The 25612-nt window shown below is 72.7% G+C and carries 16 protein-coding genes; 5 read left to right on the forward strand and 11 right to left on the reverse strand.

Annotated features, from left to right (window positions below; all coding sequences use genetic code 11):
* Nucleotides 1-82 precede the first annotated feature (82 nt).
* The 3 genes from ureG (at nt 83) to DEJ48_RS37280 (ending at nt 2332) form a co-directional block, all read left to right on the forward strand.
* Nucleotides 83-766: an urease accessory protein UreG gene (ureG, locus tag DEJ48_RS37270; RefSeq protein WP_150220525.1), complete on the forward strand. Its 684-nt coding sequence runs from the start codon at nt 83-85 to the stop codon at nt 764-766.
* Nucleotides 767-843: 77 nt separating this feature from the next.
* Nucleotides 844-1587, forward strand: a complete 744-nt coding sequence (locus DEJ48_RS37275; protein ID WP_150221618.1) for an urease accessory protein UreD — start codon at nt 844-846, stop codon at nt 1585-1587.
* A gap of 76 nt (nt 1588-1663) precedes the next feature.
* Entirely contained in the window at nt 1664-2332 is a 669-nt protein-coding gene (locus DEJ48_RS37280; protein WP_150220526.1) for an MOSC domain-containing protein, read from the forward strand.
* A 116-nt stretch (nt 2333-2448) separates the two neighbouring features.
* Here DEJ48_RS37280 and DEJ48_RS39965 read toward each other — a convergent pair whose 3' ends face one another.
* Entirely contained in the window at nt 2449-2655 is a 207-nt protein-coding gene (locus DEJ48_RS39965; RefSeq protein WP_190538130.1) for a hypothetical protein, read from the reverse strand.
* Between DEJ48_RS39965 and DEJ48_RS37285 the strand changes: the two genes are divergently transcribed.
* Complete coding sequence (locus DEJ48_RS37285) at nt 2566-3606, forward strand: cation diffusion facilitator family transporter (protein ID WP_150221619.1); 1041 nt, start codon at nt 2566-2568, stop codon at nt 3604-3606. The genes DEJ48_RS39965 and DEJ48_RS37285 overlap by 90 nt on opposite strands.
* Before the next feature lie 80 nt (nt 3607-3686).
* Here DEJ48_RS37285 and DEJ48_RS37290 read toward each other — a convergent pair whose 3' ends face one another.
* The 9 genes from DEJ48_RS37290 to DEJ48_RS37330 form a co-directional block, all read right to left on the reverse strand.
* Nucleotides 3687-4859 carry an acyltransferase family protein gene (locus DEJ48_RS37290; protein ID WP_150220527.1) on the reverse strand — a complete coding sequence of 391 codons (1173 nt, stop codon included), beginning with the start codon at nt 4857-4859 and terminating at the stop codon, nt 3687-3689.
* Between the two features lie 149 nt (nt 4860-5008).
* Nucleotides 5009-6067: an NAD-dependent epimerase/dehydratase family protein gene (locus DEJ48_RS37295; protein WP_150220528.1), complete on the reverse strand. Its 1059-nt coding sequence runs from the start codon at nt 6065-6067 to the stop codon at nt 5009-5011.
* Between the two features lie 85 nt (nt 6068-6152).
* Nucleotides 6153-7727 (reverse strand): MFS transporter, encoded by a 1575-nt coding sequence (locus tag DEJ48_RS37300; RefSeq protein WP_190537825.1) that lies wholly within the window; start codon nt 7725-7727, stop codon nt 6153-6155.
* A gap of 221 nt (nt 7728-7948) precedes the next feature.
* Nucleotides 7949-9445 carry an amino acid adenylation domain-containing protein gene (locus DEJ48_RS37305; RefSeq protein WP_150220529.1) on the reverse strand — a complete coding sequence of 499 codons (1497 nt, stop codon included), beginning with the start codon at nt 9443-9445 and terminating at the stop codon, nt 7949-7951.
* Nucleotides 9442-15201, reverse strand: coding sequence for a non-ribosomal peptide synthetase (locus DEJ48_RS40845; protein ID WP_150220530.1), 5760 nt, complete (start codon nt 15199-15201; stop codon nt 9442-9444). The genes DEJ48_RS37305 and DEJ48_RS40845 overlap by 4 nt, the downstream gene beginning before the upstream one ends.
* Complete coding sequence (locus DEJ48_RS37315) at nt 15198-18251, reverse strand: thioester reductase domain-containing protein (protein ID WP_150220531.1); 3054 nt, start codon at nt 18249-18251, stop codon at nt 15198-15200. The genes DEJ48_RS40845 and DEJ48_RS37315 overlap by 4 nt, the downstream gene beginning before the upstream one ends.
* A 74-nt stretch (nt 18252-18325) precedes the next feature.
* Complete coding sequence (locus tag DEJ48_RS37320) at nt 18326-21469, reverse strand: type I polyketide synthase (protein WP_223832342.1); 3144 nt, start codon at nt 21467-21469, stop codon at nt 18326-18328.
* Nucleotides 21466-21696 carry an MbtH family protein gene (locus DEJ48_RS37325; protein WP_150220532.1) on the reverse strand — a complete coding sequence of 77 codons (231 nt, stop codon included), beginning with the start codon at nt 21694-21696 and terminating at the stop codon, nt 21466-21468. Before DEJ48_RS37325 ends, DEJ48_RS37320 begins: the two co-directional genes overlap by 4 nt.
* 72 nt (nt 21697-21768) lie before the next feature.
* The gene (locus tag DEJ48_RS37330; RefSeq protein ID WP_150220533.1) at nt 21769-23172 is read right to left on the reverse strand and encodes a peptide synthetase; all 1404 of its coding nucleotides are present in this window, start codon (nt 23170-23172) and stop codon (nt 21769-21771) included.
* Nucleotides 23173-23399: 227 nt separating this feature from the next.
* Here DEJ48_RS37330 and DEJ48_RS37335 point away from each other — a divergent pair, with 227 nt between their 5' ends.
* Nucleotides 23400-24638, forward strand: coding sequence for a cytochrome P450 (locus DEJ48_RS37335; protein WP_190537826.1), 1239 nt, complete (start codon nt 23400-23402; stop codon nt 24636-24638).
* Here DEJ48_RS37335 and DEJ48_RS37340 read toward each other — a convergent pair.
* Entirely contained in the window at nt 24578-25372 is a 795-nt protein-coding gene (locus DEJ48_RS37340) for a YqcI/YcgG family protein (protein ID WP_150220535.1), read from the reverse strand. The two genes, DEJ48_RS37335 and DEJ48_RS37340, sit on opposite strands and share 61 nt — an antisense overlap.
* Nucleotides 25373-25612: the final 240 nt, after the last annotated feature.

Consider the following 25612-nt stretch of genomic DNA (forward strand, 5'->3'; position numbering starts at 1 on the left):
TCACCGCACCCCGCCTTCTTTCCGCACGACCGGCACGACCGGCACGATCCGCTCGACCGGCACCACACGAAGGAGCAGCAACATGCACCTCGACCACTCGCACGACGGCCCCGCCGCCGTGTCCGCCGACGCCCACCGCCCCGACGGCAGCCGCCGCGCACTGCGCATCGGGCTCGGCGGCCCGGTCGGCTCAGGCAAGACCGCGACCGTCGCCGCGCTCTGCCGCGACCTGCGCGACGAACTGTCCCTCGCCGTGGTCACCAACGACATCTACACCCGCGAGGACGCCGAGTTCCTGCTGCGCGAGGCCGTCCTGCCGCCCGAGCGCATCACCGCGGTGGAGACCGGGGCCTGCCCGCACACCGCGATCCGCGACGACATCTCCGCCAACCTGGAGGCCGTGGAGGACCTGGAGGACGAGGTGGGTCCGCTCGACCTGATCCTCGTCGAGTCGGGCGGCGACAACCTCACGGCGACCTTCTCCAAGGGCCTCGTCGACGCGCAGATCTTCGTCATCGACGTCGCGGGCGGCGACGACATCCCCCGCAAGGGCGGCCCGGGCGTCTCCACGGCGGACCTGCTCGTCGTCAACAAGACCGACCTCGCCCCGCACGTCGGCTCCGACCTCGCCCGGATGGCCGCCGACGCGAAGGCCCAGCGCGCCGAACTCCCCGTGGCCTTCCAGTCGTTGCGCTCCGACGAAGGTGTCGGCCCCGTGGCCGCGTGGGTGCGCGCGCAGTACGCGGCGTGGACCGCGTCGGAGTGAGCGTGGACCTGGCCGAGCGGGCCGGCACGGCACCCGGCCGCCCCCGGCGGGCCGCACCCCGGACCGGTGGCGCGGGCATCCGTGCCACCTCCCGGATCGAGGCGCGGGTCGACGACCGCGGCCGCACGACTCTGCCCGTCCTCGACGGCGAGGGGCCGCTGGCCCTGCGCCGCACCCGCTCCACTGGCCCGGCGGCACGCGTGACGCTCGTCGGCGCGATGAGCGGCCCGCTGGGCGGTGACCACCTCACCGTCGAGGCCACGGCCCACGAGGGCGCGGTGCTCCACGTCGACTCGGCGGCGGCCACCATCGCGCTGCCGGGCCAGACCGAGCCGACGGCCCGCTACGACGTGCGCCTCACCGTCGCGGACGGCGCCGAACTGCGCTGGCTACCCGAGCAGTTGATCTCCGTGCGCGAGAGTGATCTGCGCGTGACCACCCGCGCCGACCTGGGCGCCGACGCCCGCCTCGTCCTGCGCGAGGAACAGGTCCTGGGCCGCACTGGCGAAGCCCCCGGCCGCCTCACCAGCCGCCTCACCGTGCGCCGCGCGGGCCGGCTCCTGCTCGACCAGGAGCTGTCGTGCGGTCCCGGTGCCCCCGGCGGCTGGGACGGTCCCGCCGTCCTCGCCGGCCAGCGTTCGGTGGGTCAACTCATCGTCGTACGACCGGAGTTCGTGCGGGACAAGCCGCAGCCCGCGCTCTTGGGGGAGTGGGCCGCGCTCACGCCCCTGGCCGGGCCCGGGGTCCTGGTCACCGCGGTCGCGCCGGACGCGCTCCTGGTGCGCCGGGCCATGGACGAGGCGCTGCGGCAGCTCGGCTGAAGCGGCCGTCGGGCGAACCGCCCCGCGATGCCGCCGGCTCCTGCGGCGCCTCCCGGCGGACGTACGATGCGGCGTCATGAAGATCTTGAGCGTCAACGTCGGCAGGGCCAGACCGGTCGACTACACCGATGCCCCGTCCGGGACCACGGGCATCGACAAGCGGCCGGTCAACGGTCCCGTACGGGTCGAGCGCCCCGGCCCCGCGGGGGTCGGCGCGAGCGGAGTGTCCGGCGACACGGTGTGCGACCTGCGCTTCCACGGCGGTGACGACCGGGCCGTCTACGCCTTCGCGCGCGAGGACCTGGACGGCTGGGGGCGCGAGCTGGGGCGCGGGCTCACGCACGGGGCGTTCGGCGAGAACCTCACCACTCTCGGCATCGAGCTGCGCGACGCCCTGGTCGGTGAGCGCTGGCGCATCGGCGGCGATGCCGTGCTCGAAGTGACCGGAGGCCGTCTCCCGTGCCGGACCTTCGGTGCCTGGCTGGGGGAGCGGCGGTGGCTGCCGCGCTTCACCCGCGCCGCGTCCCCGGGGGTGATGCTGCGGGTGATCGAGCCCGGCGAGGTCCGTGCCGGGGATGCCGTCGACGTCGTGCACCGGCCCTCCCACGACGTCACCGTCTCCCGGCTGTTCCGTGCTCTGACGGTGGAGCGGACCGAGCTTCCCGGTGTGCTGGTGGCCGCCGAGTGGATGGAGCGGGAGCAACTGGGAATCGCCCGCGCCTACACGGAGAAGTACGGATCCTGATCGGCGGTGGTGCGCGTGACCCCGCGCTGCCCTTCGACCGGTGCTTTCTTGCCCTTCTCGGACCGGTTTCCGGCCATACGGGGGTGGTACATCCATGTGTCGACCGGTCGGATTCCTCATGCAATGACAAAAGGATCCGGTAATTGATAATCGTCTTCATTGCAGCCTTTGAAATTGAGTGAATGATGCGCTTCACTTTGCTTGTCCACGACACGCGAAGTGATGGGAATTCGATGAATCACCGGCATGACCACGGGCATTCCCACGCATCGAATCACCATGGCGACAAAGGGCACGCGCACAGCCACGCGGGGCACAGCCACGCGGGGCACAGTCACGCGGTCGCGGACGACGCGGATCGCAGGTGGTTATCCCTCTCGCTCGCCCTGATCGTCGGCTATATGGCGGTGGAGGTCGTCGTCGCGTTCGCCGCGCAGTCGATGGCCCTCCTCGCGGACGCGGCGCACATGCTCTCGGATGCGGCGGCCATCGCGCTCGCGCTGTGGGCGATGAAGCTCGCGAGCCGGCCGGTGCGCGGCCGCTTCACCTACGGCTTCAAGCGCGCGGAGATCCTCTCGGCCCAGGCCAACGGACTCACGCTGCTGCTGCTCTCGGCGTGGCTGACGTACGAGAACGTCGAGCGGCTGCTCGACCCGCCGGAGGTCGGCGGGACCCTGGTCCTGGTGACCGCGCTCGCGGGGGTGGTGGTGAACATCGCCGCGGCCTGGTGCATGTCGAAGGCCAACCGCTCGTCGCTCAACGTCGAGGGCGCCTTCCAGCACATCCTCACCGACCTCTACGGCTTCATCGCGACGGCCGTGTCCGGTGCCGTCGTGATGACGACCGGCTTCGCGAGGGCCGACTCCATCGCCTCGATGATCGTGGTCGTGCTCATGCTCCGCTCGGGGGTCTCGCTGGTCCGGGCCTCGGGACGGATCTTCCTGGAGGCCGCGCCCGCCGACCTGGACCCCGACGACGTGGGCGGTGACATGGTCGGCCTCGACGGCGTCGTCGAGATCCACGACCTGCACATCTGGGAGATCACCTCCGGTCAGCCGGTCCTCTCGGCCCATGTGCTGGTCGAGCCCGGCGGCGACTGCCATGCCGTGCGCAAGAGCATCCAGGCCCGGCTGCGCGAGGACCACGGCATCACGCACGCCACGCTGGAGGTCGACCACGCCCCCGAGCGGCTCGCCGGAGCGGCCGCGGACGCTCGACAGCACTGCGAGGAGCCGCACGGCACCGTGCTCCGCAAGGAATCACCGGTCCACTGATTCCTCCCCGATCCGGACCGCCCCGGCCTTCCCCCGACGGGGCGGTCCAGCCGTAGCCCCCTGACCCGTGTCCGCACGGATCAGGGGGCGACGGGCTTCTCGTCGCGCGGCGCCCCGGCGGCAGGCCGTACGGCCCTGCCCGATCCCCAGCGCCGCGTCGCCGGGCGTTCCACCAGGACGTTCACCGCCCACGACGCGAGCAGGGAGAGCCCGAAGATCAGCACGGCGGAACCGGCCCGCACGGCGCCGGACGCGGTGTGCTCCTCGTCGATCAGGCGGTAGACATGCGTCAGTACGAGCATGTGCACCATGTAGAACGCGAACGAGATGTCCCCGAGCCACACCATGGGCCGCGACCGGACCGGCGAGCGCGAACCGCGGATGTCGGCCCCCGCCCCCGCCAGCACCAGCAGCGCCATCGGGACGACGAGGACCGCGGATATCGCGTACAGGAACGGCACCTGGAGCGCGAGGGGATAGCCGACCGCGAGCGCCGGCAGGGCGTGCCGGAAGCGGACGGTCACCCGCGTGCCCTCCAGGACCGCACGGGCCAGCAGGATGCCGAGCACGAATTCCAGCAGCCGGGTGAGCGGGAACGTGTAGATGAACCAGTACTGGTGCAGCGTCACCGGGAACGAGAAGAACTTGGGCTCGGAGGAGAACGCGACCGTGGCCACCAGCGGCATGGCGATCACCGCGAGGGCCGCGGCGGCCGCGCAGGCCCACAGCATGCGGGCGGGGATGCGGCGGATCAGGTGGATGAGGAGCGGGAAGGCCAGGTAGAAGAAGGCCTCGCAGGACAGCGACCAGGACACGCCGTTGACGCTGTCGTAGACGTCGAACGTGGAGGTCCAGGACTGCACGAGGAGGAGATTGGGAACGGCCTGGCGGGCCGCGACCTGACCGCCCGTCCAGTTGATCAGGACGAGCGCGACGAACCAGGTCACCGCGTGCACCGGGTAGATCTTCGCCGCGCGCCGGCGCCAGAAGGACACCGCCTTGTCGCCGGGCCGTGCGGACCAGGCGAGGACGAACCCGCTGAGCAGGAAGAAGAACCCGACCCCGGAACGCGCCGTGATCAGCGCGACCATGGCCGGAGTGTTGTCCTCCCACACCCCGTCGAACCAGATCGCCAGATAGGCGTGCGAGGCGAAGACCGCGAACGCGGCGACGAAGCGAAGGCCGGTCAGCGAGGGAAGTCTCGCGGCGGACGGAAGGAACGGCACGGCCGTGGCCACGGCGTCTCCTGACATGTTCGAAGCGTCAAAAACGCGCCGAACGTATCAACGGACATGGCCGGATGTATGCCACCCCGAGATGGCATCGTGCCGTCCAACCCCGGTTGCACAAGGGGCTCTTGGCGGGCCTTCGGGAAGCGTCGACGGCCCCGTCCGAGGAGGTCTCAGACGCCCGCGAGGCGCAGCAGCGAGGCCTCTTCCACGGGGGTGAGGCCCGCCACCGGAGGCGTGCCCGCGCCGCGGCCGAGGCGGTCGCTGAGCACCGCCTGCGCGGTCTCGGAGACCGGTCGGACGCGCAGGCCCGCGTCGAAGGACGACGAGACGTCGCGGCTGAGGGCGCCGTACAGCTCGCGGGGCGGCCACAGGGGCATCGAGGGGCGCCCGGTCCACGGCCGCACCCCGGCCTCGCGCAGCACGCCCTCGGGCACCGGCACGAGTTCCAGGCTGCTGTGGCCCACGGCGTCGGCCACCTCGTGGAGCAGTGACTCCAGGGGCACGGGCGGGCCTGCCGCGTCGTACACCCCGGACGCGCGCGCCGCCGCCCGGTCGACGATCCAGGCGGCGAGGTCCCGCACGTCGACGCACTGAGCGGGCAGGGCGAGGCCGTCGGCGCCGTGCGCCGCGGGCACGGCCGCGGCGCGGCCGCGCGCCATGCGCAGCGGCCAGTAGCCGAAGGGCCCGACGTCGTCGCCGGGGCCCACGACGAGGCCGGGGCGGACCACGAAGGCCGTGTCGCCGGTGGCCTCGCGGACCGCCTGTTCACAGGCGAGCTTCACGCCGCCGTACGTCGCCTGGGAGGGCTCCGGGTCGACGGTGGGGTCATAGGTGCCGACGTCCGTCAGGGCGGGGCGCAGCCGTGCGGTGCGAGCGGTCTGGCCGGGCGTGTAGGTGTCGGCGTACACGCTGATCGAGGAGACGAACGTCCAGTGCTCCGCGCTCACGTCGCGCAGGGCCCTGCGGACCCAGGGCAGGGAGAGCGTCGCGGTCTCGACGGCCGCGTCGAAACGGATGCCGCGCAGCGGGGCGAGGCCTTCCGGCGCATTGCGGTCGGCCCGCAGGAGCCGTGCCCCGGCGGGCGGCTGCGCGCCGCCGGTGCCCCGGGCGACACAGGTGACGTCGTGGCCGCGTGCGAGAGCCTCCGCCGCCACGGCGCCGGAGACGAAACCGGTACCGCCGAGCACCAGCAGTCGCAGCGGCGGGCCTGTGGGGGGACTGGGGGACATCGCGGGGCTCCTGGCAGGCGTGCGTACGGGGGAGGTGGGAGACGGGTGTGGGGCGGCCCCCGTGGCCGGGGGCCGCCCCACTGCGTCAGGCCGGTTCCGGCGCCGCCTTGTCGTCCTCCTTGGCGGGTTCGGGGGCGCCGGTGAGCAGGTCCTTCTTGCGGACCAGGGTGAGCGCGACGGCCGCCGTGCCGACGCAGACCACCGCGGCCCACAGCATCACGAACGAGGCACCGTCGGCGATGGCGGATTCCAGGGTGCTCCGCGCCTGGCCGGCGAGGTCGTCAGGGACGTGCTTGACGGCCCGCGAGATGTCGCCCTGCGCCGCGGCGGAGATGACGTCGTCCCGGTCGGCCGACCCCGTACGGAGACCGCCGCCCGCCTGGTCCTCGATCCGGCTGCGGAACAGGACACCGAAGATCGCGGCGCCGATGCCCGCCCCGAACATGAACAGGCTGTTGATCGCGCCGGACGCCATGCCGGCCCGCTGCTTGGGCACCACGTTGACCGCGAGCGACATGGACGGACTGCCCGCGAGGCCACCGCCCACGCCCCACAGCAGGAGGCCGGGGAGCGCCACCCAGATCGCCTGGTCCAGGTCGAAGGACCAGGACATGGCGAGCCCGCCCAGGGCCAGGATGCCGAAGCCAGCACCGATGATGTGCGAGGGCGAGTACTTGGCCTGGAGCTTGCCCGCGACCAGGCCCATGCCGAGCTGCGGCGCGAAGATGGCCATCATCATGAGGCCGGTCTGCAGCGGGCTCAGCCCACGGGCGCTCTGGAAGTACAGGATGTAGTAGACCGAACCGCCGATGGTGGCGAAGCGGGAGAAGAAGGCGATCAGGGTGGCCGCCACGAAGGTCGGCACCTTGAACAGGGACAGGTCCAGGGTCGGCGCGGCGACCCGCCGCTCCAGGAACAGGAAGCCGGCCAGGAGCACCGCGGAGACGCCGAGCTGGACGAGGGTGGCCGCCGAACCCCAGCCCTGGTCCTCGCCCCGGGTGAGCGCGAAGTTGACCAGGCCGAGCGTGAGGACGAGCAGGCCGGCGCCGGTCCAGTCGATGCCGGCGAGCGAGCTGCGCGGCGGGTCGAGGGGCAGGCGGGTGCGGCACAGGAAGAGCGCGACCACGCCGACCGGCACGTTGATCAGGAAGAGGTAGCGCCACTCGGTGAGGTCCACGAGGAGACCGCCGACGACCGGGGCGACGGCACCGCAGGCGCCGAGCGTGGTGCCCCAGACGGCGATGGCCATGTTCCGGGCCTGTCCCTCGTAGACCTGGGCGATCAGCGGCATCGCGTTGGCGAGCACGAAGGCGGCACCCATGCCCTGCACACAGCGGGCGATGTCGAGCGCGATGGCGTTCGGGGCGATGCCGCAGGCCAGCGACGACAGGGTGAACAGGGCGATGCCGCCCATGAACATGGCTCGTCGGCCGAGCCGGTCCGACAGCGAGCCTGCCGCCTGCTGGAAGGCGCCGAAGGTGACCGTGTAGCCGATGATGATCCACTGCAGGGCGGCCAGCGACCCCCCGAGGTCCGACTGGATCTCGGGTAACGCTACGGAAACGATGGTGATATCGATAACCAATAGCGCCGACGCTACGACGGTGATAATCAGGACGATACGAGCCTGGGAGCTCGTCGTGGTATCCGTGGCGCTCACGAATTCCTCTTCCGAAGGCGTGGTGCGGCGGCCCCGTCCGACCGTGCGCGGTGCATTGAAAACCGTTTCCAATGCAATTCAGGAACAGTGCCGCCATTCAGGGTAAGGCTTACCTTACCGCGCATGGTTGCGTGAGTGTAGCACTCGTTTTCCAGCGCTTTGAAGGGCGCATCAAAATGAAATGATTTCCCCGTGTGCGGTGAAATTGTGCAGGCCCCCGGTCATGACGCGACGGCGGGCAGCGCCCCGACGTCGACCTTTCCCGTCACCGTGAGCGGGATGGACGCCACCGGCACGAACCGCTCCGGCACCATGTACGACGGCAGCCGGTCCCGCAGGAACCGCCGCACCGAGGGGAGATCGACGCCCTCCCCGCTCACCACATAGGCCACCAGGCCGGACTCGTCCGCGCTCCCGGACCGCGCGACCACCGCCGCGCGCCGGACGTCTGGGTGCTCCATCAGCACCTGCTCGATCTCGCCCGGCTCGATGCGCAGCCCCCGGACCTTCACCTGCTGATCGGCGCGCCCCAGATAGTCGAGCTCGCCGTCCGGCAGCCACCGCGCGAGATCGCCGGTCCGGTACAGCCGCGCACCCGGGCGGTCCGAGAACGGATCGGGCACGAACCGCTCCGCCGTCAGGCCGGGTCGCCCCAGATAGCCCCGCGCGAGCCCGTCGCCGCCCAGATGCAACTCCCCGGCCTCGCCGTTCACGACCAGACGCCCCTCGGCGTCCAGGACATGGGCGGTGGTGCCCGTGACGGGACGGCCGATCGACGGCTTGTCCACGTCACGCCCGACCAGGCTCCAGGTCGAGTACGTGGTGTCCTCCGAGGGCCCGTACAGGTTGTAGACCTTGCGCACCGTCCCCGTCGCGTACAACTGCCGGGCCAGCGCGGCGGGCAGCGCCTCGCCGGCCAGGTTCACCGTCACCACCGAGGGCGGCAGCGCCCCGCACGGCAGCAGGTCGAGCAGCAGGCTCGGGACGGTGTTCACCAGCGTCACCGGCCGGTCCGCGGCGGCCACCGGCAGATGGAACACCGTATCCGCGAGGACCACCGTGCCGCCGACCGCCAGCGGCGCGAACAGCTCGAAGACCGACAGGTCGAAGCACATGGACGTGGAGGCCAGGGTGTACCGCAGCTCGTCCGGCGAGAAGCACTCGAGCGCCCAGGCCAGGAAAGCGGCCGCACTGCGATGCTCGACCGCGACGCCCTTGGGCCGGCCGGTGGACCCGGACGTGTAGAGCGCGTACGCCAGGTGCCTGTCCCCGCCCGTGTCCGCCGCCGACCACGGCCGCGCGGCGGCGATGCGGTCCCAGCCACGGTCGAGCGAGACCACCGTGCAGGGACGGTCCGGCCACTTGTCCCGCAGCGCCTCCTCGGTGACGATCAGCTCCGCGCCGCTGTCGCGCAGGATGAACTGGCGGCGGTCGAGAGGGAAGGCGGGGTCGATCGGCACGTAGGCCGCCTCCGCCTTCAGGACCGCGAGCATCGCCACCAGCATCCACGGCGACCGGCCCAGGCAGATGCCCACCAGGGTCTCCGGACCCGCGCCGAGCCCGCGCAGATGCCCGGCGAGGAGCCGTGCCGCCTCCTCGAGCTCGCCGTAGCTCAGCCGCTCGCGGCCGGCCACGACCGCCTCCGCGTCCGGGGTCAGGGCCGCCTGACGGGCCACGAGTTCATGGATGAGCGGGTGGCGCGCCGCACCCGCGCTCACGCGTCCGCCGCCGTTCCGGCCGCGTTCCGCCGGGCCGACAGCTCCCGCCGGACCTCCTCGGGCGACATCCGGGCCACCCGAAGGTGCACATCGGCCATGGCCTCGGCCCGGCCCGGCACCTCCTCCGCGGCGACCACGCCCGCCGCGAGCCCCGCCACCGTCGGCGACAGGAACACCGTGCGCAGCGTCACCGCGTCCGACGCGAACACCTGACGCAACCGGGTCACGATCCTGGTCGCGAGGACCGAATCGCCGCCCAGGGCGAAGAAGTTGTCCTGCTCGCCGACCTCCTCCACCTCCAGCACCTGCGCCCACACCTGCGCGCACACCTCGGCGACAGCCGAGCGCGGTGCGTCCTGCGCGGCCCCGGAGGGCTCCGGGCGCGGCTCGGGCAGCGCCGCCCGGTCCACCTTGCCGTTGGCGTTGAGCGGCAGCGCGTCCAGTGTCACGAACACCGACGGCACCATGTGCTCGGGCAGCGTCGCCCGCAGGTGCTCCCGCAGCGCGAGGTCCGCGGGTGCCGTGGTTCCGGCGCCCGGCACGACGTACGCGGTCAGTCCCCGGTGGCCCGCGCGTCCCGCGCGCTCCTGTCCCACCACGACGGCGGCGGCGACGTCCGGGTGCGTGAGCAGCGCGGCCTCCACCTCGCCCGGCTCGATCCGGTGCCCGTTCACCTGGACCTGGAAGTCGGCACGGCCGATGAACTCGATGGTCCCGTCCGGCAGGAAGCGTCCCAAGTCGCCTGTGCGGTAAAGGCGTTCACCGGTGCGCGGGTGCGTGACGAAGGAATCCGCGGTCCGTTCAGGATCGTCCCAGTAGCCGCGGGCCAACCCCACGCCGGAGCAGTACATCTCGCCGGTCGCCCACACCGGGCGGTCCCGCATGCGGTCGTCCAGGATGCGGTAGCGGGTGTTGGCGACGGGCTTGCCGTACGGGATGCTGCGGCGGTCGAGGTCCGGCCGGTCCACGGGGTGCCAGATGTTCCAGAGCGTCGTCTCGGTGGGCCCGCCCACGCTCACCACCCGCACGTCCGACCCCTCGACCAGGCGCCGCACCGTCGCCACGTTCAGCCAGTCACCGCCGAGGAAGGCGAGCCGGAGCGCCGCCAACGGGCCCTGCTGCGGACCCAGATGTTCCACGAGCATCTCCATCATCGCGGGCACCGAGTTCCACACGGTGACGCCGTGCTCGGTCATGAGGTCGGCCCAGTGCGCCGCCTCGCGCCGCTCAGACGCCCGCGGCAGCACCAGCGTGCCGCCCGCGCCGAGCACCCCGAACAGGTCGAAGACCGACATGTCGTGATGGAGCGCGGTCAGCGCGAGGGCCCGGTCGCCGGGACCGACCGCGAAGGTCTCCCGGGTCTCGCGCAGCGCGTTGACCACGCCCCGGTGCTCGACCATCACGCCCTTGGGCTGCCCGGAGGAGCCGGAGGTGAACAACACATAGGCGAGATCGGACGGTTGGGCCGACGCGTCCGGCAGGGCGTGCTCCACCTCGCGCACGTCCTCGGGTAGCGCGTCCAGGCACAGGACGCGCCGCTCGCCCGCGAGGGGGGCCAGGCCCTGCCGGGTGAGGACCAGGTCCGCCCCGCACCGGGCGAGCAGGCCGGCCGCGCGCTCGGGCGAGACCTCCGGATCGAGGGGGAGATAGGGAGCCCCGGCGTACAGCACGCCGTACACGGCGACGACCTGCTCCCAGCCCTTGTCCAGGACCACGCCGACGGGCCTGTCCCGCGAGGCGCCGTTCGCCAGCAGCCACGCGGCCACCCGGCACGCCTCGCGGTGCAGCTCGCCGTAGCTGAGCGTTCGGCCGTCGGCGACGACCGCCACCTGGTCGGGGCGGGCGGCCACCTGGTCGAGGAAGTCGTCCTGCACGAGCCGGTCCGGCAGCGGACGGATGCCGCCGTCGCCGAACTCCCTGCCGTCCGCACCCAGCGGCACCGGAGCCACCAGGGGCTCCTGCTCGTCCCAGGCGGCCGGATCGTCGGCCAGCCTGTCGAGCAGCGAGCTCAGCCCGGTGAAGACCTCGTCCACCATGGCGGGGTCGAACAGGGCCTCGTTCACGTCCCAGTTGACGACCAGAGCGCCGTCCTGCACCTCGGTCAGGAGGTCCATCCAGACCTGCGGCGTCTGCGTGATGCCGCCCGTCTGCTCCAGCAGGCCGTCGAGGAGGGTGCCCCTGCCGCCGCTCAGCGGGACCGCGCTGGTGAACACCACGGGCATCAACGCCCCGTCGAACCCGCCGCGCAGCCGCATGAGTTCACGCAGCAGATGGACGCCGCTGACATAGGAATGCGTCAGGTCGTTCCACAGCTGCTCCTGCACGCGGCGCGCGCGGTCCAGGAAGCCGCCGGGCGTGGCGGAGTCCACCTCCACCAGGGCGAACGAGGCGAACTCGCCGACGGTGCCGTCGACATCTGGATGCGCGCCGATGCGGTTGAGGTTGGTGACGTTCAGCGTGAACCGGGGGGCCTGCGCCCAGGGCGAGAGTGCCTCGGCGTACGCCGCGAGGAGCAGCCCCGCGGGCGTCAGCCCCACCTCGGCGGCCCGGTCGGTGACGCGCTGCCAGCGGTCCGCCGTCAGCCGCACCGACCGCCGGACGAACCGCGGATGCTCCACCGACTCGGGCGTGCGCACCATCGGCAGCCGGGGCGCGGGCGCGAGATCGACGAGCCGTCGCTCCCAGTACTCCGCCGAGCGCCGGTGCGCCTCCGTGCCGGAGAGATCCGCGGTGGCGAGGACGTAGTCCCGGTAGTCCATGGCGGGCGGCGCCGGGTCCGCGTCCGGATCGCCGTAGAACAGGGTCAGGTCGTCCCAGAGGACCCGGATGCTGGCGAAGTCGGCGCAGAGCGCGTCGATGCTGAAGTGCACCCGGAACCGGTCGCCGGGCAGCTCGGCGACGACGACGTCGAAGAGCGGCCAGACGTCGACGGGACGCACCTCGTGCGAGTAGCGCTCACGGATCTCCGCGAGTCCCCGGCGCACCTTGTCGTCGTCCGCCGTGCGCAGATCGACGACCGGCATCTCGTACGGGGGCACCGACGCGAGGACCCGCTGGGTCATCGAGTCGGGCAGCACCACGGCGCGCAGCATCGGATGCCGGTCCACCACCCGCTGCCAGGCGGCACGGAACCGCTCCACGTCCAGGTGCTCGCCCTCGAACTCCAGGTACATGTGGGCGGAGACGTTCCCGGACGACAGCGACCCGGTGCGGCCCACGCAGTAGGCCTGCTGCTGGTCGGTGAGCCGGAACGGCTCGTGCGCCGCCGCCGGATCGGGCCGTACCACGGGCAGCGGTGCGCCGTCCCTGTCGTCGTCGGAGCCGCCGCGCTCCGACTCGATCGCCCGGCTCAGCTCGGCCACCGTGCGGTGCCGGAACACGCTGTGCGGGTCCAGGTCGAGGCCGAGCCGCTCGCGCAGCCGGTTCATCACGCGGATCCCGAGCAGCGAGTTGCCGCCCAGCTCGAAGAACGTGTCGTGCACGCCCACCCGGTCCACGCCGAGGAGCTCCGACCACAGGCCGGCCACCAGCTCCTCCAGTTCGGAGCGCGGCGCGCCCGTGTCCGCCGCCGAGGGCTGCGCGCTGCCCGGCCGGGGCAGCGCCGCGCGGTCCACCTTGCCGTGCGCGGTCAGCGGCAGCGCCGCCATGACGAGGAGGTGCGCGGGCACCATGTAGTGCGGGAGGCGTCCGGCGATGTGCTCGCGCAGCTCCGCCGCCGAGGGCAGCACGTCGGCAGCGGGGGACACGTATCCGGCGAGCGCCTGGTTGCCCAACTCGCCGTCCTGGCGCGGCAGGGCGACGACCGCCGCGGTGCCGACCGCCGGATGGGAGCGCAGCGCCGTCTCGATCTCGCCCAGCTCGATCCGGTGGCCGTCCAGCTTCACCTGGAAGTCCTCGCGGCCGAGCAACTCCACGTTCCCGTCCGGCAGGAACCGCGCCATGTCCCCGGTGCGGTACAGCCGCTCGCCGGTCACCGGGTGGACGGGGAAGGCCTGCTCCGTGCGCTCGGGGTCGCGCCAGTAGCCCAGCGCGAGCCCGGCACCGCCGATGTACAGGTCACCGGGCACGCCCACGGGCCGGGGGCGCAGCGCCGCGTCGAGCACGTGGAGGGTCTGGTTGGGCAGGGGAGTGCCGTACGGAATGCTGGACCACGCAGGGTCGACCTCGTCCACGTCGTACGTACTGGAGAGGATCGACGCCTCGGTGTTGCCGCCGAGCCCCACGAACCGCACGTCAGGTGCGATGTCCCTGGCGCGTTCGGGCAGGGACAGCGGGATCCAGTCGCCGCCGAGGACCAGCAGGCGCAGCGAGGCGACCCACGGCTCGGGGTCGCGCTCCACCTGCTCGCAGAACAGCTCGAACAGGGCGGGGGCGCCCAGCCAGGTGGTGATCTCCTCCCGGCGGACGAGGTCCAGCCAGTGTCCGGGGTCCCGGTCGGTCCCGGCGTCCGGCAGGACCAGGGTGGCTCCGGCGCACAGCGTGCCGAGCATGTCCCAGACGGACAGGTCGAAGCTCATCGCCGACAGGCCGATGGCCCGGTCCCGCTCCGTCACGCCGTACTTCTCGATCACATGGAGCAGCGTGTTGAGGGCACCCCGGTGCGGCACCAGGACACCCTTGGGGGTGCCGGTGGAACCCGAGGTGAACAACATGTAGGCGGGGTCCTCGGGGCTCTGCGCGGCCGTCAGCGGACTGTCGTCCACGTCCGCCCACGCCGCGTCGTCGTCCACCGCGAGGACGGTGACGTCGCGTGGCCACTCCCACCGCCCCGCCACCTTCCGCTGGGTGAGGACGAGGCGTACGCCGGTCATGTCGAGCAGCCGCTCCCGGCGGTCGGCGGGCAGCGCGGGGTCGAGCGGCATCCAGGCGGCCCCGGACTCCAACGCGCCGAGCAGCCCCACGGGTTGCTCCCAGCCACGCTCCATGCAGATCGCGACCGGCTCTCCGGGGCGTGCGCCCAGCTCTCTGAGGCGGCGTCCGATGCGGCGCGCCCGGCCCATCAACTCGCCGTACGAGACGCGGTGTTCGCCCGAGACGATGGCGGTGTGCCCGGGGCGGGGTGCGGCGGCGCGGGCCACCGCCTCTTGGAGGAGCCCTTCGGGCAGCGGCGCCTCGGTCGCGTTGACCTCCGTGCGCTGCCGCTCTTGCGCGGCGGGCAGCCGCACCGGCGTGACCGCCGCCGTCCAGGCCGGGGGGCGCCGGGCCAGCGAGGCGAGCAGGTCCAGCCAGGACTCCGCCAGGTCGGCGACCATGCCGTCGGGCAGCGCGCCGTCGGCGTGCTCCCACCGGGCCTCCACCCTGCCGTCCGCCCGGGACACCCGCAGCGCGAGGACCGGGTCGGGGCCCGCGGGTGCCGGCGCCGGGTCGGCGTCCAGGGCGTCGACGAACTCGACCAGCGGACCGACGTCCGGGCCCGAGGCGTCGACCGCCCCGGCGGGCGCGGCGGCACGGCCCGCGAACCCGCCCTTCGCCAACGTGTCCGCCACCAGGGTTCGGCAGCCGTCCGCGGTGCGCTCGCGCAGCGTGAACCGGGGGTCCCGCGACCACAGGCCGAGGATCTCCGCGAAAGCGGTGCGCAGCACGGCGGTGGTGTCCAGGGCCGCGGCACGTGCCCCCTCGGTGACCCCGCGCCACACCCCGGGGTCGACGTGGACGCGATGGTCCGCGCGGGCGCCGCCGGACGGCTGCGGCGACAGGGGCAGGCGGGGGCCGCGCGGGACCGCGGCGCCGGTTTCACGGGCGAGGCCGGTGCTCATACGGTGTTCTCCGATCGGAAGTCCTGGGCCTCGCGGGGGGCCGGGAGGGTGCCGGGGGAGTGCGGGGCGGGGCCCGCACGGTCCGGTGCGGGCAGCAGGCCCGCGCCGACGAGGTGGTCCACGTAACGGTCGAGGAGCGGTCCGTCCACGACCGGGCAGCGCACCCCGGAGCCGGCGAGCGCGTCGAGCGTGCCGGAGACGTCGAGGCGCAGGCTGCCGAAGCCGGGCATGCCGTGCGAGGCTCCCGCCAGTGCCGCCACCGGCACCGAGCCCTCGTCGCCGCCCGCGTCGAGGACGTCCTCCGACACCAGCCGCGCCCAGCGGTCCGCGTCGGTCGACGCCAGCCGGTACCCGGCCGCACGCAGCCTGGCCACGACCGCGTCGAGCCGGGTCCGTTCCGGGTTGGCGAGGTGATAGGTGCCGCCCAGCGCCGAGGGCGTGAGGGACAGCTGGGTGAGCGCGGCGACGGCGAAGTCGACGGGTACCAGGTCGAAGTCGGCGTCCGCCCCGAAGTCGGGCACCGCGCCCAGTTCCACGCAGGCACCGATGAACCGCCAGAACGCCGCGTCGGGGTCACCGCTGCCGGTCACCGAATCGCCGCCGAGCCGTCCCGGCCGGTACACCGACACCGGTATCCCGCGCCGCCTGCCCTCGTCGGCCAGTTCCTCGGCCACCCAACGGCTGCGCACATAACCGGAGGGCAGGACCGCGTCCGCGGGCACCCTGCCGTCCGGGCGCAGGACTCCCGGCTCGGCGCCGCGCGCGAAGAGCACGCCGGGCGACGAGACGTAGTGCACCGGCTTGGTGCGGGCACGCGCCGCGAGCCTGAGCACCTCCGCCGTGCCGCCCGCGTTGGCCGCCTTCAACTGCCGGTACGGCTGGGCCAGGTTGGCCTCGCAGCCGACGTGGTGGATCGCGTCGACGGTCCCGGCCAGGCGCGCGAACGTCATCGGCGACAGGCCGAGGAACGGTTCGCGCAGACTGCCCGCGAGGACGGTCACCCGGTCCATCGGCACGTCGAGGCGGAAGCGCGTCAGAGCGCGGGCCAGTGCTCGCTCGGCCTCGCCGGGGCCCTCGGCGTCCACCAGGACGTGCAGGCGGGCCTCGGTCACCGTCAGCAGCCGGGCCAGCAGATGGGCGCCCAGGAAGCTGGTGGCGCCCGTCAGGAACAGGTGTTCCGGCGCGGCCACGCGTGCCGGGTCCACCGGAGCGCCGGCGCCGACGACGTCCTCCGCCAGGACGGCGTCGGCCCGCAGCTCCGCCGCGTCGGCGTCGGCCGTCTCCTCCTGCGCGCCCCCGGCGTCCCCGGCGCGTGCCCGGTCGAACACGGCGGCCAGCTCGGTCACCGTGGGCGCGTCGAAGAACACCTGGACGGGCAGGTCGACGCCGAGCCGCTCGCGCAGCCTCAGCAGGACCCGCACGGCCCGCAGCGAATGCCCGCCCGCCTCGAAGAAGTCCTCGTCGGGGTCGACCTCGCGCAGGCCGAGCACCTCGCGCCAGACGGCCGCGACCTCCCGCTCGGTGGCGGTGAGCGCCGCGTCGCCGTCCGCCGTCGCGACGGAAGCCTCGTCGGTCGCGGCCTCGGTCACGACCGGGGAGGGCCGGGCGGTCCGCTCCACCGGGGCTTCGAGGAGGCCGAGTTCGGCCACCGGCAGGTCGGGCGCGTCGAGCACCGCGGCGAAGAGCCGCTGCAGGTCCTCCGTGAACCGGTCGACGGACTCCGGGTCGAACAGGTCCACGCTGCCGCGCACCCCGCCCTCGATGCGCCCGTCGGTCTCCCAGTAGTGCAGCACCAGGTCGAACTCGGAGGTGTCGAGCCCGAAGTCGAAGGCCGCCACCTCCAGGTCGCCCATGCGCGCGGCCCCGGCCGGGTTCTCTCCCACCACGGCCGCCTGGAACAGCGGGTTGTCGCCCCCGTTGCGCCCGGGGCGCAACTCGGCGGCGACCACCTCGATCGGCGTGTCGCGATGGGCGTACGCCTCCAGGCAGGTCTCCCGCACCCGTCCCAGCACCTGCGCGAAGGTGAGCCCGGCCGGCAGGTCGAAGCGGAGCGCCAGGGTGTTGGCGAAGAAGCCGATGAGGTTCTCCACCTCGGGCTGGTCACGGCCGTGCACCACCGACCCGGTGACGATGTCCTCGTCTCCCGAACGCAGATGCACCAGCGTGTTGAAACCGGCGAGCAGCGCCATGAAGAGAGTCGCCTGGTGCTCGCGGGCCAGCGCGCGCAGCCGCCCCGCCACCGGCTCGTCGAGCGTGAAGGCCCGGCTGACGGCCCGCAGACTGGTACGGCCCCGGCGCGGCCGGTCCGTGAGCCGGTCCAGGGTGGGCAGCGGTTCACGCAGCGCCCGGCTCCAGTGCGCGAGACGCCGCTCCAGCTCGGGGCCGCGCAGCAGATCGCGCTGCCACTGGGCGAAGTCCGGGTAGCACACCGGGAGTTCGGGCAGCGGGACCGTGTCCTTCCCCTCGACCCGGGCGGCGTAGAAGGCGAACAGCTCCCGGAAGAGGATGCCCATCGACATGCCGTCGCCCACGAGGTGGTGCATGGTCACCATCAGGACGTGCTCGTCGCCACCCAGCGGCGTCAGCCGGAAGCGGATGAGCGGGCCCTTCGTGAGGTCGAAGGGCCGGTCGGAGTCCTGCCGCAGCAGCTCTACCGCCTCGTCCTCGCCCCGCACCCGGTCGTCCACGTCGAAGGCGAGCGGCTGCTCCGCGAGGACGACCTGCCGGGGTTCGCCCTCCTGTACGTGGAAGACGGTGCGGAGCGCCTCATGACGGCGTACGACCTGCTCCAGGGCGTGCCGCAGGGCGTCCACGTCGAGCGGGCCGCGGAGCCGGATCGCCTCCACCATGTGGTGGTAGGCGCTCTCCGGGTGCAGCTGGGCGAGGAACCACAGGCGCTCCTGCGCGAACGACAGGTCGGCCGTGGCCAGGCCCCGGCGCGGGATCCGCGGCGCCTGGGGCCCGGCGCCTCCGGTCAGCCACTTCTCCATCAGCCGCTGCTTCGTCGTGGACAGCTCCGCGCCGTCCGCGCGGGAACCAGGTGGAACCATGGGGGCGTCAACCTTCGCTCGTGCCCGGTAGCGGGCGCTGGGATGTTCTGGTGTGCCGCAGGGCGGCACCGGAGTCACTCGCCGAGCAGCCGGGCGGCGTCCTCGTCGGACATGTCGAGCAACTTCTCGTGCAGCCGCCGCTCCACGGCCTCGGCCGTCTGGGCGACGGTCTGCGCCTGCGAGAGCAGATCGGTGACGGTGAGGGTGACCGGCAGCAGGGCCTGGAGCCGGGCGACCACCTGCGCCGCGAGCAGCGAGTGCCCGCCCAGATCGAAGAAGTTGTCGTGCGCCCCGACCGGAGTGACGCCCATGACGTCCTGCCAGACCTCCGCGACCGTCTCCTCCAGCGGGGTGCGCGGCGCGGTGTACGCGGTGGGCAGCTCGGGCCGGTCGTACCGGGTGAGGCGGGGCCGGGGCTCCTCCGGCGTCTCGGCCGGCACGGTCGGCTCGGGGGTCGTAGTCGCGGCGGAGGCGGGCGGCCCGGCCACGGGAGTGCCGACGACGCCGGTGGGCACGTCGACGAAGTAGCGCTGCCGCTCGAAGGGGTAGGTCGGCAGCGCCACCCGGTGCCGCGGCACGTCCCCGCCGAGCGCGGCGAGGTCCACCGGCACGCCGCGCACCCACAGCTGGGCCACGGCGTCCAACAGGGGAGCCGCGTCGGCCGCGTCCTCGCCGGAGCCGAGCGTGGCCACCACCGGAGCGCTGCCGGGGCCGGTGCCGCGCCCCGCGAGAGCCCGCAGGGTGTTGCCCGCGCCGACCTCGAGCAGCGTCCGGGCGGGCGCGTCACGCAGGGTGCGCAGTGCCGCGCCGAACAGCACCGGCTCGCGCAACTGCCGTCCCCAGTAGGCGGGGTCGGTGGCCTGCTCCGGGGTGATCCAGGTGCCCGTCACGTTCGACAGGTACGGCACCTCCGGCGCACCGAGCCGCACACCGGCCATCGCCGCGGTGAACGGCTCCACGGCCGAGGCGGTCAGCGCCGAGTGGAAGGCGTGCGAGGTCCGCAGCGCGGTGACGCGGTGCCCGGCGGCGACCAGTCGGCCGGTCAGCTCCTCGACGGCCGCGACGGGACCCGAGACGACGGTCTGTTCCGGGGCGTTGACGGCCGCCACCGTCACCTCGCCCGCCGGGTCGAGGAGTTCCCGCACCCGCTCGGCGGCGAGCGGCACCGAAGCCATCGCGCCCGGCGGGCAGTCCTGGAGGAGCCGGCCCCGCAGGGCGACCATGCGCAGCGCGTCCGGCAGCGCGAGGACACCCGAGAGGCACGCCGCGGTGAACTCGCCGACGCTGTGCCCGAGCAGCGCCGCGGGGTGCACGCCCCAGGTGCCGAGCAGCCGGGCGAGGGCGTACTCCGTGGTGAACAGGGCGGGCTGGGCGAGCCGTGTCTCCGTGAGGCGCCGCGTCGCGCGGTCCAGGGCACCGGCGTCGTCGGTGTCCGGGTACAGCGCCGCGCGCAGGTCCTCGCCCAGCTCGGGCGCGAGCAGTGCGGCGCACTCGTCGACGACGGCGCGGTACGCGGGCTGTGTCCCGTACAACCCGCGCCCCATGGCGAGACGCTGACTGCCCTGGCCGGGGAAGAGGAACGCGACGTCGGGGGCGGGCCCGGTGGGATCGGTGCGCCCCACGGCGACGGGAGTGACACCCGTGCCGTCCAGGGCCGACACGGCCTCGGCGCGGTCGTGGCACACCAGCGCCATGCGGTGCGCGTAGGCCGGCCTGCCGACCCGCAGGGTGTGCGCGGTGTCGGCGAGCGCCGGAGCCTCATCGGCGCGCAGGCAGTCCGCGAGCGCCGCCCCGGAACGCTGCAGCGCCGCGTCGCCGTGGGCGGAGAGCACGAGGAGCTGCGGGCCCTCGTCGGCGGCGGAGGGACCCGGCAGGGGCGGCTCCTCCACGACGATGTGGGCGTTGGTGCCGCCCACACTGAAGGAGCTGATGCCGGCGCGCCGCGCCTCGCCGCCGCGCGGCCACGGCGTGGGCCGGGAACTCACGCGGAACGGGGTGTTCGGGAAGTCGATGTCGGGGTGCGGCTCCGCGCAGTTGACGGCCGGCGGGATCTCCTCGTGACGCAGCGAGAGCAGCACCTTGATGAGGCCCAGCACACCGGCCGCCGTGTCCGTGTGGCCGATGTTCGGCTTCAGGGAGCCGAGCGTGCAGAAGCCGCGCTTCTCCGTCCCGAACGCCTCCGTCAGCGCGGCGACCTCGACCCGGTCGCCCAGCGGGGTGCCCGTGCCGTGTGTCTCGACGTACGAGATCGACTCGGACTCGACGTCGGCCACGGCCAGCGCCTCGGCGATGACCTCGGCCTGCCCGCCGACGCTCGGCGCGGTGAAGCCCACCTTGTGCGCGCCGTCGTTGTTCACGGCCGTGCCGAGCAGCACGCCGAGCACCTGATCGCCGTCCGCCAGCGCGTCCGCGAGACGCTTGAGGGCGACCACGCCCGCGCCGTCGCCCGGCACGGTGCCGTTGGCGTCGGCGGCGAAGGCCCGGCAGCGGCCGTCGGGCGAATTGACGCCCCCATCGTTGTGCACATAGCCCGCCCGCTGCGGGAAGTACACGGTGACGCCGCCCGCGAGAGCCATATCGCTCTCGCCGCCGAGCAGGCTCTGCACCGCGAGGTGCACCGCCACCAGGGACGACGAACAGCCCGTGAGCACGCTCATGCTCGGCCCGCGCAGATCGAGGCGGTACGACACCCGGGGGGCGAGGAAGTCCTTCTCGTTGCCCAACAGGGCCTGGAACTCGCCCACTTCGTGCAGGTAGGCCGGATCGGCCGACAGGTGGCGCTGCCAGTAGGAGGTCGGCCCGCCGCCGCCGAACACCCCGATCGAACCGTCGAAGGCCGCTGGGTCGTACCCGGCCGACTGGAGCGCCTCCAGGGAGCACTCCAGGAACAACCGCTGCTGGGGGTCCATCAGCTCGGCCTCGCGCGGGGTGCAGCCGAAGAAGGCGGCGTCGAAGAGCTCCACCCCGTCGAGGACCGGACGGCGCCGCACCAGCCGGGGATCGGTCAGGAGCGCCTCCGGAACACCACTGGCGCGCAACTGCTCATCGGTGAACTCGGTGTGCGCCTCCTTGCCGTCGCGGAGCAGCGCCCAGAACTCCCGCGGCGACGACGCGCCCGGGTAGCGGCCGGAGAAACCGACGACCGCGATCCGGTCGTCGCTGCGCTCGTCCTCGCCGCCCCGCTCCAGGGACGCGTCGTCGTGGCTGTATGCGTTCACTGTGCCGTCGCCCGCCCGTCCATCAGGCGCCGCAGCGACGCGGGGCGCATGTCCGTCCAGACCTCTTCGATGCGGCGCAGACACCGCGCGCGGGTCCCCGTGGTTCCTTCGCGGCGCCAGCCGGGCGGGTCGGCCCGGTCGGCAGGCCACAGCGCGTACTGCTCCTCGTCGTTGACGACGACGCGGTACGCGCTGCCGTCCTGCTCCTGTGTTGCCGCAAGTGTCACCGGAAGTCCTTCGCGAAGTACCGGGCGCCGGCCCGTGGAACGGCGTGCTGGGGTGGGCGGGGGACGGCGGGCTCAGACCTGGCCGAGCAGTTCCTCCGAGATGACGGGCTGGTGGTACGTGCAGGTCCCCGACCGCACCATCGACCCGTGCAGCCGCTCGGCGGGGATGAGCAGCTTGTCGCCCTCGTTCATGGGGATCATCTGGCCCACGTTGTTCCAGAAGTGCATCTGCCCGACCTCCACGACGACGAGCCGGTGGTCGTCGTGCACGTGGGTGGTGGACGTCTCCTCGTGGGACTCCACGAACGTCTCGAGGTCGACCTCGATGTTGTTCGCCGCGATCAGCGCGTCGAGCTTCTCCGCCTTGTCCTTGTACTCGTCGAGCCGGTCCGCCCAGTCCAGTTGCACGGCGAGATCGCCGTCGGACACCGCGGCGAGCCGGCGCGCGTCCTCGAAGCCGCGGTGGAAGGAGAGCGCGCCCTCGGCGCCGAACCGCTCCACGAGCGGCCCGAGCAGCGCACCGGTCAGTTCGGCGATGCCCTCACCGGTCAGTTGCGGCACACCGGTGAAGTACGCGGCGCCGTCCTCGCCGAACGCCTCCCGGAACACCTCGCCGTACGCGGCCGCGGTGACGGACTCGTCCAGGCGGTGGTGGACCCAGGCGCCCAGGAACTCGCCGAGGCGCGCGTGGTCGCGGGCCACCGAGTGCAGGTGGTTGGCGCCCGCCAGCGACGAGCCGAGCAGGAACTGCCAGTACGCGTACGGCTCGGCGGACAGCTCCGCGCCGCCCAGCAGCGCCTCGTAGTGCGGCAGGCGGGCCGCGCGCTCGCGCAGGTCGTCGAGGAGCAGCTCCCGCAGCGCGGGGTGCGCGGTGCCGTAGTCGCCGAGCAGGCCACGGCCCACGGCGCTCTGGACGGCCGGTCGAGCCGCGGTCAGCTGCGCCAGGAGGTACGTCGCCGCGTCGGCGCGGTGACGGGTGGACCCGGCCACGTCGAGGGCCTTGCCGGGGTGGGCCCGCCGCTCCTCCAGGACGCCCTGCACATGGCGGACGACGGCGTCGGTCCCGCCCTCGACCGGGGTGTGCTGCTCGCCCAGCCAGTGGAAGAGGTGGTGTTCGAGTACCTGGCCCGCCTGGAGTGCCAGGACGCGGTTCTCCACCGAACGGAACGCCTCGGCGTCGTCGGCGCTGGGGTGACCGGCACCACCGGCCGGCACGAACAGCAGGTCGGCGTCGTGCACGGTACGCAGCATCCGGTGGCCGAGGAGGGCGCTCAGCCGCAGGACGCGGTCGGCGGTCAGCGGCGTGCCGTAGTCGAGGAAACCCAGGTCGTGCGGGCGGACCGGCCGCCTGAACGGGTTGTCCTCGTTGACCAGTTCTTCCGCCGTCGCACTGCGGAAAGGGCTATTGGCTGCGTATCGCCGGACAATTCCATTGGGGTCGTCCGGGGCGCTCTTGATACGCGAGACAGGGGACATGAATTCTTTCCCTTTCTTCGGCGCCGATGGTGACGCACTGTTCGCGCGCGACCTCGAGCGGATATGAAGCTAACAACGGACCTCGGCGGGAGTCGTCCAACCAGGGGTGGAAACCCCGTCTACCACCCGCAGTTGAGAGTCCTGGGCAAGGCGCCGCCACCGTGGTTATGGTGATCGGGCCGGCCGACTTGTGAACCCGACCACGGCCGTGAATGGGGAGTGGACCGATGACCGAGACCGTGACCAGCCCGCCGCCCGGAAGCGAGGACGGCGGACGGCCATTGCGCGAATGGCTGGCCCGAAACCGTCGGGAGAACCCGGTGCACTGGGACGAGGCCACGCGCTCCTGCCAGGTATTCGGCTTCGCCGAAACCCAGCAAATGCTGAAGGACCCGCAGACCTTCTCATCCGACTTCGGCAGACTGGTGCCGCCGCCCACGGGGGAGGCCGCGACCACGGCCGACGGGCGCCCGGTGCCGAACCTGCTCGAAGGACACCTGAGCGTCACCGATCCGCCGCGCCACAGCAAGCTGCGCAAGCTCGTCGCCCAGGCGCTCACCCCGCGTGCCGTCCTCGCGCTCGAAGGGAAGATCACCGAGATCACCTCGGGGCTCCTCGACGCCATGGCGGGCCGCGACGAGGTCGAGATGGTCACCGGGTTCTTCAACCCGCTGCCGGTCACCGTCATCGCGGAACTGCTCGGCGTCCCTGCGTCGGACCATGCGATGTTCCGGAGCTGGGCCGACGACCTCGTCGCCGCCAACCACGACGCGAGCGCGGTCGACGCCGAGCGGCTGAAAGTGCCCGAGAACATGAACGCGCTGCTGCTGGAGATGCAGGACTACATTCTCGACCACGCCGCGCACCGGCGCCGCAGGCCGTCCGACGACGTGCTCAGCCGACTGGTGGCCGCCGAGGTGGACGGCGAACGCCTCAGCGAGTCCGAGGTGTTCACCATCACTCTCATGATGCTGCTCGCCGGACACATCAGCACCACCTTGCTCCTCGGCAACAGCCTCGTGTGTCTCGACGAGAATCCGACCGCTCTCGCCGCCCTGCGCGAGGACCCGGCGGCCGTCCCCGGAGCCCTGGAGGAGGTGCTGCGCTACAGCCCGCCCGCCCCGCTCGCGTACCGGCTGACCACGCGTGACACCACGCTCGGCGGGGTGGACATCCCGGCGGACGTCATGGTGGCCTCCTGGGTGCTCTCGGCCAACCACGACGAGCGGCAGTTCACCGACCCCGAGACCTTCGACATCACGCGGAGCCCCAACCCGCACCTGTCCTTCGGTCACGGCGTCCACTTCTGCATCGGGGCCCCGCTGGGCCGGATGGAGGCCCGGATCGCGCTGGGGATGTTCCTGGAGCGATGCGCCGACCTGCGCTTCGCCGAGCCGCCGGTGCCCTACACGTCGCCCACCGTCCTCGGCTCCAAGCGCATGGTGCTGTCGAGCCCGGTGGCCTGACCGGCGGTGACGCGTTCGCCGTCGCGGGGCCGGAAGGGGCAGCGGCCCGCTTCGGCCTCCGGGGCGTCCGACGAGTCGGCGAGGAAGTACTGGCGCCACTCCCGGTTGTCCGGGTCGCCGTACGAGCCGAGTTCCTCGGACGCCTCGACGGCGTCGTAACGGCTGAGCCGCTTGCGGATGATGCGCCGCGCCGCGGCACCGGGAGCCGTGTCGGCGCCCAACTCCTCGAAGACCCAGCGCGGCTGGAAGGTGATGAAGAAGACGGGACTGTGCCGGCTGCGGCGCAGGACGTGCGCGGGGGTGTTGCAGACCACGAAGATCGGGGTGTCGCCGTAACTGAACTCCCACCACGGGTCGTCCGTGTCGTGGGGCACCTCCGCGGGCCACGGGCTCTCGTCCGTGTCGTGCAGATGCTGGAGCACCGACCAGAACTTCGCCCGGTACTCCTCCATCGTGCGGGTGCGGCCGTCCGGCCGGAAGAAGACGATCAGTGACGTCTCCCGGCCAAGTTCCTTGTACCCGGACAGATACGCGTCGAGCGTGTCCCCGAGTGCGTCCCAGGTGCTCCGGTCGTCCAGGGACTCCACGAAGCCGAAGCGCAGGCTGTCCCGTTTGGTCCCCGACACCGCGAAAGTGCAGGGGAAGGGCGATGTGCTCGACAGGAGCGTCTCCTGCAAATCCCGAATGCACTCGGGACCCCACTCGGGTATTTCGCCGATGACGTTCTCTGCCATGTGAATTCACCCCGACGGTAGCTATTCCTTGCGCTGCCCTGGCCCCGGGCACCGATCGGCGAGGACGCTACCAGCGTTCCGTGGAGCGGGTCTTCCAACTCGAGTAGGCAATCCGCTCTGCAACCGAGTGTGCAAGAAGCGGATGCCGTGTAAACCGTGGGATGTAGTGCACCGCTCGGCAGACAATCGCCTTCCGGTGGACAATGCCGATCGATAGCATGTGGACATCTTCCGGTGGTG

Origin of the sequence: Streptomyces venezuelae, assembly GCF_008642315.1 — a bacterium.
GTDB lineage: Bacteria > Actinomycetota > Actinomycetes > Streptomycetales > Streptomycetaceae > Streptomyces > Streptomyces venezuelae_D.